Annotated in this window: 8 protein-coding genes; 5 read left to right on the forward strand and 3 right to left on the reverse strand. The window is 66.7% G+C overall.

The window, feature by feature from the left end; genetic code table 11:
• The first annotated feature begins 10 nt into the window (after nucleotides 1-10).
• From DSM104440_RS00200 to DSM104440_RS00215, 4 genes are all read left to right on the forward strand, one after another.
• Nucleotides 11-5890, forward strand: a complete 5880-nt coding sequence (locus DSM104440_RS00200; protein WP_171159638.1) for an Hpt domain-containing protein — start codon at nucleotides 11-13, stop codon at nucleotides 5888-5890.
• A gap of 7 nt (nucleotides 5891-5897) precedes the next feature.
• Nucleotides 5898-7481, forward strand: a complete 1584-nt coding sequence (locus DSM104440_RS00205; protein WP_212758148.1) for a family 43 glycosylhydrolase — start codon at nucleotides 5898-5900, stop codon at nucleotides 7479-7481.
• Nucleotides 7482-7551: 70 nt separating this feature from the next.
• Entirely contained in the window at nucleotides 7552-8406 is an 855-nt protein-coding gene (locus DSM104440_RS00210) for a helix-turn-helix transcriptional regulator (RefSeq protein ID WP_171159640.1), read from the forward strand.
• Between the two features lie 50 nt (nucleotides 8407-8456).
• Entirely contained in the window at nucleotides 8457-9425 is a 969-nt protein-coding gene (locus DSM104440_RS00215; RefSeq protein WP_171159642.1) for an alpha/beta fold hydrolase, read from the forward strand.
• A gap of 8 nt (nucleotides 9426-9433) precedes the next feature.
• Here DSM104440_RS00215 and DSM104440_RS00220 read toward each other — a convergent pair whose 3' ends face one another.
• Both DSM104440_RS00220 and DSM104440_RS00225 read right to left on the reverse strand, forming a co-directional pair.
• Nucleotides 9434-9895, reverse strand: coding sequence for a hypothetical protein (locus DSM104440_RS00220; protein WP_171159644.1), 462 nt, complete (start codon nucleotides 9893-9895; stop codon nucleotides 9434-9436).
• A 98-nt stretch (nucleotides 9896-9993) separates the two neighbouring features.
• On the reverse strand, nucleotides 9994-10800 hold the full coding sequence (locus tag DSM104440_RS00225) for an undecaprenyl-diphosphate phosphatase (protein ID WP_171159646.1): 807 nt from the start codon (nucleotides 10798-10800) through the stop codon (nucleotides 9994-9996).
• A 20-nt stretch (nucleotides 10801-10820) separates the two neighbouring features.
• Here DSM104440_RS00225 and DSM104440_RS00230 point away from each other — a divergent pair, with 20 nt between their 5' ends.
• Nucleotides 10821-11717, forward strand: coding sequence for an aldo/keto reductase (locus tag DSM104440_RS00230; protein ID WP_171159648.1), 897 nt, complete (start codon nucleotides 10821-10823; stop codon nucleotides 11715-11717).
• Between the two features lie 86 nt (nucleotides 11718-11803).
• On the opposite strand, the gene DSM104440_RS00235 is transcribed toward DSM104440_RS00230, so the two are convergent.
• Nucleotides 11804-12601 (reverse strand): cytochrome P460 family protein, encoded by a 798-nt coding sequence (locus DSM104440_RS00235; RefSeq protein ID WP_171159650.1) that lies wholly within the window; start codon nucleotides 12599-12601, stop codon nucleotides 11804-11806.
• Nucleotides 12602-12606 lie beyond the last annotated feature (5 nt).

Below are 12606 nucleotides of genomic sequence, written 5' to 3' on the forward strand. Positions count from 1 at the left end.
ACAACGCCCGATGGCCGCAAGCCCAACCGCGATCGATCTCGGCCCACTCACCTGGGTCAAGACCGAGATCGACCACTCGCTCAACCAGGCGAGGGAGAACCTCGACAAGCTCGCGGCGAAGCCCGACGACCGCGCGCCGGTCAAGTACATCCTCACGCACCTGCACCAGGCCACTGGCGCGCTGGCGATGGTCGGCCTGGGCGCGGCCACGCGCTTCAACGAGGAACTCGAGAAGCTCGTCGCATTCCTCGAGACCGAAGATGGCACGCGCCTCGCGATGGCGAGCGTCGTCGCGAAGAAGGGCATCTCGGCGCTCGCCGGTTATCTCGACCGCCTGATCGCCGGCGATCCCGATCGGCCGATGTCCCTGCTGCCGACCTACATCGAGCTCAACCGCGCGCGCGGACAGAGCGATGCGGTCGAGGGCGACCTCTTCTATCCGGACCTCGGCGCGCCGCTGCCGCCCGCGGAGGGCTCGTCCGGTGATCTCGATGACGCCGTTCGCGCCAAGGCGCTTTCCCACCAGCGCTCGCAATACCAGCAGGGCCTGCTGAAGATCCTCAAGGGCGGAGACTTCGCCGAGGCGATGCGCCAGATGCATGGCGCCGTCGCCGCGATCGAGACGCTCGAAGTGGCCACGCCGCATCGGTCCTTCTGGGTCGCCGCCGCCGCATTCTTCGATGCGCTCGTGCTGGGCGGCCTCGAATCCAACGCCGCCGCGAAGCCGCTCTACGCGAAGATCGACCAGCAGGTGAAGCAGCTGATCGAAGGCTCCACGCGCGTGGGCGAGCGTCTGTTCCGTGACCTCCTGCTCGCCGTCGGCCGTTCGCGTCCGGTGTCCGAGCGCATCGCGCTGCTGCACGACGTCTACGCCCTTCCGGAGCTGCTCGCGACCCCGTCGCGCGCGGACGGCGATGCCGATGACGAAGGCTTGGTCGCCCTCGTTCGCGAGTTGCGCGATCTCACCAGCCAGCAGAAGGACACCTGGCTCAAGTACACCTCCGGCAACCGCGCCGCGCTCGAGCCCTTCGGCAAGCAGGCCCTGGCACTCGCGGATCGTGCCGGCAAGATGCCCAATCGCGACGTGCAGACGGTGCTGGTGCGCCTCTCCGACGTCGCGCCCTCGCTGAAGGCGAAGGCCATCCCGCCTTCCGAAGCGCAGTCGCTCGAAGTGGCGACGGCGCTGCTCTTCGTCGAGAGCGCGCTGGAAAACTATTTCCGCCTCGGCGCCGATTTCCCGCGCCAGGCGAAGGCGGTCAACGAACGGTTGCGCGCGGCGATGGCCGGCGAACCGCTGCCGCCGATGGACACGTCCGAAGGCGGCCTGCTCGACCAGATGACGCGGCGCGCGCAAGAGCGCCTGCTGATCTTCCAGGTCGGCCAGGAAGTGCAGGTGAACCTGCAGAACATCGAGCAAGCGCTCGACGCGTACTTCCGCGATCCGGCCAAGCGCCCCGAGCTGAAGGCGCTGCCCGGCCTGTTCGCGCAGGTGCAGGGCGCGTTGATGATCCTCGAGCTCTCGGATGCCGCGGGCCTCAACGCCGCCGTGATGGCGCGCGTGCAGCAATTCGCCGATGGCACGCTCGACGGAACGGGCGAGGCCGCGGAGATCGTCGCCGATGGCCTGTCCGCACTCGGTCTGTACATCACCGCGCTCCAGCAGGGCGTCGCGAATCCGCGCGAGGTGCTGCTGCCCGCGCTCATTCGCTATGGCCTCGCGGAAGCGCCGGGCAAAGCCGTCGAGACGCTCACGCGTCGCACGGGCGTCGTGGCCCCGGCGGACCTCGACGTGCAGAAACAGAAGGTCCAGGAAGCCTACGAAGACTGGCGCGTGGATCCGGTGCAGGACACGCGCGAGAAACTCGAGACGGCCGTCAACGACCTGAAGCGCGATGCGGCCGTCGTGTCCGATTCCGCGGTTGCCAAGCACAGCCAGCTCGCGCTCGATGCGATCCAGCAGGGCACGGATCCCGACCAGACCGGCGTCTTCCGCGCGATCCAGGGCCTCACGCCCGACAAGCCGACCGACGAGCCCGCGCCGCAGGTGGTGCAACTGGTCGACGCGCCCGGCGCGGAGATCGACCGCGAGCTGCTCGAGATCTTCCTCGAGGAGGCCACCGAAGTGGTCGGCACGATCCGCGAGAACCTCGCTATCAGCCGCGATGCGCCGCACGATCGCGAAGCGCTCACCACGATCCGCCGCGGCTTCCACACGCTCAAGGGCAGCGGCCGGATGGTGGGCCTCAACGACCTGGGCGAAGTCGCGTGGCAGTCCGAGCAGGTCATGAACAAGTGGCTCAAGGACGAGAAGCCCGCGACCGCGGGGCTCCTTTCGTTCATCGAGCTGTCGGAACATTCCTTTGGTGGCTGGATCGATGCGCTCAAGGCCGGCAGTGACGCGGCGATCGATGGCTCCGAGATCCAGCGTCGCGCCGAGCAGCTGAAGAGCGACACCGAGATCGCGCCCCAACCGGAGGTCCTCGCGCCTACGGCCGTTGTCGAGGCCGTTCCCGAAATGGAAGCGCCCGTCGAAGCGCCGCTGGAACTGGTCGCCGAAGCGGAAGTGCCACCCGTTGCCGAGATGGATTTCACGCCGGCGACCGAACCCGAACCCGAGAAGATCGAAGCCGCGGCCGAGCCCAGCTTCGACTTCGCTTCGCTCGATCTCACGCCCGCCGCGCCGCCGCCCGTGGCCGAAGCGCCTGCGGCACCCGAGTCCGGGCTGCCTGCGCTCGACGATCTTTTCGCGCCGGCGGCCGAAGCCGCTGCGCTACCGGAAGCCGAGGCGCTCGCTCCTGCCGAAGAGCCCGACGTGGTCATTGGCCCGATCGTGCTCTCGCCCGCGTTCTTCGCGATCTACATCGGCGAGGCCGAACAGCATGCCGCCTCGCTCGAGGAAGAGATGGCCGCGGTCGAGGCCGATCCGATGCGCCCGGTGAGCCATGCCTTCATGCGCGCCGCGCACACGCTCACGAGCAGCTCGCGGACCACCAGTTTCGATGTCATCGCCGACGTCGCCTTCGCGCTCGAGAAGTGGCTCCAGGACGCGATCGACTTCCTGCCTGTCTTCGACGAGCAGCGCCTTGCGGTTACGCGCCACGCGGTCGATGCGATTACCGCGATGGTGCAATCGGTTCGCGCGCAGGCGATGCCGTTCCCGCGTGACGACGTGATCGCCGAGCTCGTCGCGGTGCGCGAAGCCCTCAAGGAAGCGCGCATGTCCGGCGAGGGCACGCACATCAAGATGCCCGGTGTCGTGCGCGATGCGCTCGAGGCGCAGCGCCCGATGCAGGAACCGCCGCCCCCGGTCGACGAACCCGCACCCGCGCCGGTGAAGGAACCGCCGCCGCGCGACCCCGAGCCGCCGGTCGTCGAGCCGCCGCCTGAAATCATTCCGGAGACGCCGAAGGCCGTCGTGGTGGAAGCGCCGCGCGTCGTCGCACCCGAACCGCCGAAACCGGAGCCCGCGAAGCCCGAGCCCGTGAAGGTCGAAGCCCTTGCGCCCGAGGGCGGCGCTCCGTCGAGCAAGCCGTTCGAGTCGGGCAAGGACCAGCGCAAGATCCTGGACGACGTCGACCTCGAGCTGCTGCCGATCTTCCTCGAGGAAGCCAAGGAAATCATTCCGCTCGTGAGCGAGGGGATGCGCCGCTGGAAGGGCGCGCCCACCGACCACTCGCCGGCCGCGGAACTCCATCGCCACCTGCACACGCTGAAGGGCAGCGCGCGCATGGCGGGCCTCATGCGCCTGGGCGAGCTTGCCCACGTGCTCGAAACGCGCGTGATCGCTATGGAAGGCGAAGCCGCGCCGTCGACCAAGGCGTTCGACGAAGCCGAGGAACGCATCGACCGCTTCTCCGTGTCGCTCGAGCGCCTGGCGCGTGGCGAGGACATCGAGAACGTCGTGCCCCTCGAGATCCCCGTGGGCGCCGTCTTCGAGCAGCAGAAGGACAAGCCGGGTGCCATCGCCGTCATGGCCGCCGCGCAGCAAGCCCAGACGGAGGCTGCGCAGGCTGCGGGCCTGCCGCCGGAGCTGCGCGACACGCGCTCCGCACTCCTGCGCGTCAACGCCGACCTCATCGACCGCTTCGTGAACGAAGCGGGCGAGCTCTCGATCGCCCGTTCGCGCATCGAGATCGAGATGGCCGCATTCAAGCGCGCACTCGTCGACCTCGCGGACAACGTGTCGCGCATGCGCACGCAGCTGCGCGAGATCGAGATCTCTGCCGAATCGCAGATGCAGAGCAGCCTGAAGGAACAGGAAGCGCTCGGAACCACTTTCGACCCGCTCGAGTTCGACCGCTTCTCGCGCGTGCAGGAACTCACCCGATTCCTCGCCGAGTCGCTCGGTGACGTGATCACGCTGCAGCAGAGCTTGCAGAAGAACATCGACGAATCGGAACTCGCCCTCCACCAGCAGGCGCGCCTCAACCGCGAACTGCAGCAGGGCCTGATGGGCGTGCGTCTCGTTCCGCTCGCCAACCTGACCGACCGTTTCTATCGCGTCGTGCGCCAGACGGCCAAGGAACTCAACAAGAAGGCGAACCTCGAGCTCAAGGGTTCGCGCGTGGAGCTCGACCGCTCGGTGCTCGAGAAGATCACCGCGCCTTTCGAGCACTTGCTGCGTAACGCCGTGGTGCACGGCCTGGAAACACCCGAGGCGCGCGCGAAAGCCGGCAAACCCGAAATCGGCGAGCTCGCGATCGACGCGGCGCAGCGCGGCAACGAACTGGTGCTCACCGTTTCCGACGATGGCGGCGGGCTCAACTACCCGCGCATCCGCGAGAAGGCGATCGAGACCGGCATGCTCGCGCCCGACGTGGAGCTTCCGCCCGCGCAGCTCGCGCAATTCATCTTCGCGCCCGGCTTCTCGACCGCGAGCGAGATCACGCAGGTCGCCGGCCGCGGTGTCGGCATGGACGTGGTGAAGAACGAAATCACCTCGCTCGGCGGCCGGGTCGAGATCGCCTCGACACCGGGACGCGGCACGACATTCACCATCACGCTGCCGCTCACGCTCGCCGTGACGCAGGCCGTGATGCTGCGCTCGGGCCCCTCCATATTCGCCGTGCCCTCGGTGATGATCGAGCAGGTGCAGGAATACAAGGCCGCGCCCTACGCCGATATCGTCGCGGGCGGCGAGGTCAAGTGGAAGGACAACGTCTACCCGCTGCGCTCGCTCCTGCCGCTGCTGGGTGAAATCGACACGCCCACGCCGGCGCGCCAGATCCCGGTGCTGCTGCTCAAGAGCGGCGTGCAGCGTGCTGCCGTGCGCGTCGATGAAATCATCGGCAACCGCGAAGTCGTGGTGAAGACGATCGGACCGCAGCTTTCGCGCCTGGCGGGCATCGCCGGCGCCACGGTGCTCGGTAACGGCCAGGTCGTGCTGATCCTCAACCCCGTGCAGCTCGTGCATCGCGCGATCGCAACCGCCACGGCACTCGAGAAGATCGAGGGCGCGCCCGCTGCGGCCGAACCCGCCCCGGCCCAGCTCGTCGTCGAACAACGTTCCGGCGCCGCACTCGTCATGGTGGTCGACGATTCGCTCACCGTGCGCAAGATCACCAGCCGCATGCTCACGCGCGAAGGCTACGAAGTCGCGACGGCCAAGGACGGCGTGGATGCGCTCCAGCAGCTCCAGGACATCAAGCCCGATTGCATCCTGCTCGACGTGGAAATGCCGCGCATGGACGGCTTCGAATTCGCGCGGACGGTTCGCGCCGATGCCCTGACCCGCGGCATCCCGATCATCATGATCACCTCGCGAAGTGCGGACAAGCACAAGAACCACGCGTTCGAGATCGGCGTGAACGAGTACATGGGCAAGCCGTACCAGGAAGACCAGCTGCTCGCCCTCGTCAAGCGCTACACGGAAGAATCGGCGTTCGCCTGAGCGCGCGGTGACTTCCAGGCGCGCCTTCCTGCATGGCGCGGCCGCGGGCGCGGCGGCAACTTTCGTGGGCGCGGGCGATGCGGTCGCACAGACCGCCACCTGGCGACGCGGCCACGACAACCAGCGCATCGCCGACCTCGGCGACGGCCATTTCCTCAATCCCGTCATGTCGGGGGACCACCCCGATCCCACCATCCTCAAGGATGGCCGGGATTACTACATGACGTTCTCCACGTTCGACTCGTATCCCGGGCTCGTCCTCTGGCATTCGCGCGACCTCGTGAACTGGACGCCGCTCACGGCCGCGCTCACGAAGAACATCGGCTCGGTGTGGGCGCCAGAGCTGTGCAAGCACGGCTCGCGCTACTTTCTCTACATCCCCGCGCGCACCGAATCGCGACGCTCGAGCTACGTCGCGTGGGCGGACAGGATCACGGGACCGTGGAGCGATCCGATTGATTTGAATCTTCCCGATCACATCGACCCCGGGCACGCCGTCGGTGAAGACGGCTCGCGTTGGCTCTTCCTCTCGAACGGCGATCGCGTGCGGCTCGCCGACGATGGGCTGAGCTGCGTGGGCAAGCCCGAGCATGTCTACGACCCGTGGCGCTATCCCGAGGATTGGGTCGTCGAAGCGTTCGCGCCCGAAGGCCCGAAGATCACGCGGCATGGCGAGTACTTCTATCTCATCACCGCGATCGGTGGCACCGCCGGTCCACCCACCGGGCACATGGTGATTGCCGCGCGATCGAAATCGATTCACGGTCCGTGGGAACACCATCCGAAGAATCCTCTCGTGCGCACGACGCGACACGACGAGCGATGGTGGTCGCGCGGCCACGCAACGCTCGTCGAAGGACCGGATGCGAGCTGGTGGTCCGTCTATCACGGCTACGAGAACGGCTACTGGACGCTGGGACGCCAGGCATTGCTCGATCCGGTCGAGTGGACGAAGGATGGCTGGTTCGAGATGCGCGGCGGCGATCTCTCGCGCCCGATCCGCAAGCCCACCGGCGGCGAGGCATTTCGCCACGGCGCGCCGCTATCGGATGACTTCTCCGCGCCGCTGGCACTCGGACGCCAATGGAGCTTCTTCAAGCCCGGCGCCGGCGAAGCGAGCCGCATTCGCGTGGCCGATCGCAGGCTTCACCTGAAGGCGCGCGGCACGGCGCCCTCGAGCTCGTCGCCGCTGCTCCTCGTGGCCGGCGACCAGGGCTACCGTTTCGAGGCCGACATCGAGATCGATCCGGGTGTCACCGCGGGGCTGGTTCTCTTCTACGACGAGCGGCTCTACTGCGGCCTGGGCTTCGACGAGCGGCGCTTCGTCACGCACCAGTACGGCATCGAGCGGGGACGGCCCGCGAATGCGCATGGAAGGAAGATGCGGTTGCGCGTGACCAACGACCACCACATCGTCACCTTCGACACGAGTGGCGATGGCGGGCGCACGTGGAAGCGCTTCGATCGGGGCATGGAAGTTTCCGGTTATCACCACAACGTCCGCGGCGGATTCCTCATGCTGCGGCCCGGTCTCTACGCGGCGGGCGAGGGCGAAGCGCGCTTCGCCAACTTCACGTTCCGCGCAGGCTAGGGAACAAAACGTCACAACGCCGCGCCGTTGGCTGCCGTAGCATCCGGGTCCTTTCCGCAACGAAAACACCATGGACGGCTCCGCGGCACCGGTGCTCTCGCGTCGCACGCTCTACGAGGCCACGTCGCTTCGCATCGAGCGCATCGTTGCGCGTCCGCACACTGATGGATGCCTGGAAGTCGCCGCGCCACTGGCCAATGGCCTGGCGCTTCCGCTCGCCGGAGCCTTCGCGCGCCACGATTCCGGCCGCCATCCCCGGGTGGCCACCGCGAACGACGCCGTCTTCTTTCCGGCGCGCCGGCCCTACCGCGTCAGTTTTCCGGGAACGATCGGCGACGAAGTTCTCTCGCTGCAATGGACGGACGAAGCGCTCGCGAGCGCCTGCCCCGAGGCGCAGGGTCATTTCGCATCGGCAGCGCACGCGTTGCTCGAACCGGACCAGATGGTTCGCCGCAGCATCCTCTTGCGGCGACTGGCGCGCGCCCAGGCCGATCCCCTCGAGATCGAGGAGCTCAGCGTCGAGCTCCTCGCCTCGTGCCTGCGCATCGAGCGAACGAGCATCGTCGCGCGGCGCGGCATCGAGAACGTGAAGGAAGCGGTGGCCCTGGAGCCCGAGCACAAGTGGACGCTTCCGGAGCTCGCGCAAATCGCACGCATGTCGCCCTCGCACCTGGCGCACGTCTTCCGCCGGGAGGCGGGCGTGACCGTCTATGCGTACGTGCTTCGCTCGCGCCTCGCGAAGGCGCTCGCCGCGATCGTGGACTCGGATGCCGACATCACCACCATCGCCTTCGACGCCGGCTTTGCAAGCCACAGCCACTTCACGATGCGCTTTCGCACCACCTTCGGCATGACGCCCGCGTCGTTGCGCCGCGACGCGCACGGTGACACGCGCGAACTTCGCAGGATCGTGACAGCGCGCTGAGCCGCTTCGCCCTAGAGTCGGTTGCTTCCTTGTGAATGTGAGGCAGCGACATGATGGGTCGGAGAAATTTCGTCGGGATGATGGCCGCCGGTGTACTGGCGGGTGCCTGTGGCGCGCCGGGGACGGAGCGCACCGCGTTGATGGACGTCGCGAGCTTCCACGCGCGGCGCAAGTTCGCACCCACGCCCTCGGGCGACATCGCCTACGTCGAGCAGGGCAAGGGCCGCGTGGCGCTCTTCATCCACGGCGTGCCGCTGAACGGCCTGCATTGGCGCCACGTGATGGCCGAGCTCCATGGCATCCGCCGCTGCATCGCGCTCGACCTCATGGGGCTGGGGTACACGCGGATCGCGCCAGGACAAGCCGTCTCGTTCGAAGCGCAGGCGCGCATGGTGCGCGAGTTCCTCGACGCGCTCGACATCGACCAGGTCGACCTCATCGCCAACGACAGCGGCGGGGCGGTTGCGCAGATCTTCGCGGTGGGCAACGCGCACCGCCTGCGCTCGCTCACACTCACCAACTGCGACGTGCACGACAACTGGCCGCCGGAGGTCATCAAGCCCTCCATCGAAGCGGCGCGCGCGGGAACGCTGATCGAACGCTACGTGAAGCTGATCGACGATCACCCGGAACGCTACGCACGCTTCGCGCGCGCGTATGCCGACCCGCACGTGCTCACCGAGGATGTCTATCGCGCCTACATCGATCCGCTGCGTGTGACGTCGGAGAGCCGCAACAACTTCCACCGCTATTGGACGTCCTTCGATAACGCGCAGACCGTTGCGATCGAGGGGCGCTTGCGCGAGCTCAAGGTGCCCACCCTCATCGTGTGGGCCCTCGACGACATCTTCTTCGACGTGAAGTGGGCCCACTGGCTGGGACGCGCGATTCCCGGAACCGTAAAGGTGGTCGGCGTGCCGGGGGCCAAGCTCTTCTTCCCGGAGGACCGCCCCAACGCGCTGCTCGATCCGTTGTGGGATTTCCTGTGGTCCTCCGGGTTGCCGTCCGGCCCGGGCTGAGGGCGCCGCTACTTCGCCGGTTTTTCGGCCGGCTTCCCGCCGCGGACGTCGATCGTGAAGTGCTCGCCGCCGCCTTGCGTGTGGAAGGCCATCCCTTTCGGATCCTGGGAGATACCGCGCTTGGACTCGTGCTTCAGGCCGCTGAACGCGCCCTCGATATAACCGTCGCCGACGTTGAACCGGAGCGAAACGATCGAGGCGGGCGACAACATCCCCTGGTACTTCACGACGAAGCCCAGCGTCGCGCACTTGGAGGGCTTCAGCTCATTGCCGCTCTTGTGATGCGTGATGCCGTTGGGCTTCGCGTCGCCGAACTGGTCCGTGCCCACCTGGCCCTTCGAGTAAGAAACGATGACGGATTCGGCGGTCTCGTTGCAGAGCTTCACGTGATAGTGCTTGTTCGCATGCGCGAGCGCCGGGGCGGCAAGCACACAGGCGGCAAGCAGGGCCTTCGTCATGATCCTGTTCATCGGTGTTCTCCCTTGAGGTTGTTGGAAACGCCTTCCACTACAACGTTGCAGGCCGCATTTCGGTTGTGCGACCGACGTCCCGCGACCTTGGTCGCAGGTCAGAGGAAGTAGGCGAGGACCGCAATCCCGAGAACGATGCGATACCACGCGAAGGCCTTGAAGTCGTGGTGCGCCACGTACCGAATGAGCGCCTTCACCGCGAGGAGGGCCGCGAGGAAGCTCACGACGAAGCCGACTACGAACGGCCCGATGTCCGCCGCCGAGAAGAGCGCGCGGTACTTCACCATCTGGTAGCCGGTGGCCGCGAACATGATCGGCACCGCGAGGAAGAACGAGAACTCGGTGGCGGCGTGGCGCGAGAGGCCGAAGCACATCGCCCCCATGATCGTCGCACCCGAGCGTGACGTCCCCGGGATCAGCGAGAGGCACTGCGCGAGCCCTACCTTCAGCGCGTCCTTCCAGTTCATCTCGTCGACCGCGTTTACTCGTGGCGCGCCGTGGCGCGCGTACCAATATTCGATCGCGAAGATCGCGAACGCGCCCACGATCAGGGCGATGGCCACCGCGACCGGATTGAACAGGTGCGCCTTGATCTGCGACTGGAAGAAGAATCCGATCGCAGCCGCGGGAACGAAGGCCACCGCGAGATTCGTCGCAAAGCGTTGCTGGACGGGGTCGGAGCCGATGCCGGCGAAGGCCTTCGCGAAGCGAGCGCGGTATTCCCAGCACACGGCGAGGATGGCGCCGAGCTGGATCACGATGTCGAAGACCTTGCCCTTCTCGTCGTTCACGCCGAGCAGGTCCGACACGATGATGAGATGGCCGGTCGAGGAGATCGGAAGGAACTCGGTGAGCCCTTCGACGACTCCCAGGATCAGGGCCTTGGCGAGCGCAACGAATTCCATCGCGCGGTAGTCTATCAGTCATGCAACGGCGCGAATTTCTCCTTTCGACGATGGCCCTGGCGGCGGCATCGAACGCGGGCGCCCAGGCTGGCCCCACGACCCGGCCCATTCCCTCGACGGGCGAGCGCCTCCCCGCGGTCGGACTGGGCACCTGGCTTACCTTCGACGTGGGCTCCGGCGAAAGCAACGCGCGTGGCGAAGTGCTGAAGGCCTTCTTCGCGGCCGGCGGCCACCTGGTCGATTCCTCGCCCATGTACGGCGCCTCCGAAGAGGTCATCGGTGCGCAGTACGCTCGCATCGGCAAGCCCGCGGCCATGTTCTCGGCGACCAAGGTGTGGACCGTGGGCGGGCTCGCCGGCCGGCGCCAGATGGAAAAATCGCGCGGCCTCTGGAACCTGCCGCGCTTCGACCTCATGCAGGTCCACAACTATCTCGACTGGGAAACGCACCTGCCCACGCTGAAGGCCATGAAGGCCGAGGGCAAGCTGCGCTACGTGGGCGTGACCACCTCGCACGGCCGCCGCCACGACCTCGCCGAGGAAATCATGAAGAAGGAGAAGCTCGATTTCTTCCAGGTGACGTATTCACTCGCCGACCCCGAAGCCGACAAGCGCTTGCTGCCGCTCGCGGCCGATCGAGGTACCGCGGTGATCATCAACCGCCCGTTCGACGGCGGCGCGCTCTTCAGCCGCGTGAAGGGCAAGGCGCTTCCCGGATGGGCCGCGGAGATCGGCTGCAAGAGCTGGGCCGAGGTGTTCCTGAAGTGGATCGTGTCGCACCCGGCCGTGACCTGCGCGATTCCCGCGACGACCCGCGTGGATCATGTGCGCGAAAACATGGGGGCCCTCGCGGGCCCCCTTCCTGATGCGGCGATGCGGCGGCGCATTTCCGCCGACTTCCATGCACTGTCATCCTGAGGAGCAGCGCGACCGAAGGACCTGCTTGAATCAGTTAACCGACTAAAGCAGGTCCTTCGTCGCTTCGCTCCTCAGGATGACAGTTCCTACTTGACTTCCACCTTGCCTTTCATGTTCGGGTGCAGCCCGCAGATGTAGTCGTAGACGCCGGGCGTCTCGAACTTCATCGTCTGGCTCTGGCCCTTGAGGATCACCGGCGTGCGCAAGCCATTCGCGCTCGTGACCGTCACCTGGTGAGGTGAATCGTCGGTATTGGTCCACGTGACGTAGGTGTTGGGCTTCACGTCGAGCTTCTCGGGGCCGAAGAGGAAGTCGGAGATCGCGACGATGTCCGGTCCCTTCTTGGCCACCGGCTTCGCGCCGGGTGCGGTGCCCGAGAATTTCGCGAGCGAGATCACGAAGTCCTGCCCGGCATGCGGCTTGTGGCAGACGAAGCAGCTCTTCAGGTTCGCCTTGTCGTTCACTTTCTTCTCGGCGTTGAAGACCTGGTATTCCCAGTCGCCGTTGCGGATGTCCTCGGGATACTCGACGCCAAAGCCCGTGCGCTTTTCCATCACGGTGTACGCGACGAGGTCACCCTTCTTGAAGCGTCCCTTGTCGTCCTTGACCGGAACGCCCTTGTCATCGACGACGGCCTTGTACTGCACGAGCGTGAGCACGGTGCCCGAGGGGATGGGCTTGCCCGCCTTGACCGCGTCGACCGCGGCCTTGGTGGACCACAGCTCGCGGTACTGCTTGATGTCGTAGCGGTCGACGACGCCGTAAAGCACGCCCTCCGCCCACTTTTCGGGGTACTGCACTTTGTTGGGCCCGGGGTTCTGGGCGAGGACAGGCAGCGAACAGGCGGCGATTGCGGCTAGCAGGGCGCGGCTGGCGGTTTTCATTGGAT

Source organism: Usitatibacter palustris (genome assembly GCF_013003985.1).
GTDB lineage: Bacteria > Pseudomonadota > Gammaproteobacteria > Burkholderiales > Usitatibacteraceae > Usitatibacter > Usitatibacter palustris.

Bases quoted from the DNA above. Each gene is read 5' to 3' on its own strand.
- DSM104440_RS00210 (WP_171159640.1), top strand. From the start codon at position 7,552: ATGGACGGCTCCGCGGCACCGGTGCTCTCGCGTCGCACGCTCTACGAG.
- DSM104440_RS00230 (WP_171159648.1), top strand. From the start codon at position 10,821: ATGCAACGGCGCGAATTTCTCCTTTCGACGATGGCCCTGGCGGCGGCA.
- DSM104440_RS00220 (WP_171159644.1), bottom strand. From the start codon at position 9,895: ATGAACAGGATCATGACGAAGGCCCTGCTTGCCGCCTGTGTGCTTGCC.
- DSM104440_RS00235 (WP_171159650.1), bottom strand. From the start codon at position 12,601: ATGAAAACCGCCAGCCGCGCCCTGCTAGCCGCAATCGCCGCCTGTTCG.
- DSM104440_RS00225 (WP_171159646.1), bottom strand. From the start codon at position 10,800: ATGGAATTCGTTGCGCTCGCCAAGGCCCTGATCCTGGGAGTCGTCGAA.
- DSM104440_RS00200 (WP_171159638.1), top strand. From the start codon at position 11: ATGGCCGCAAGCCCAACCGCGATCGATCTCGGCCCACTCACCTGGGTC.
- DSM104440_RS00215 (WP_171159642.1), top strand. From the start codon at position 8,457: ATGATGGGTCGGAGAAATTTCGTCGGGATGATGGCCGCCGGTGTACTG.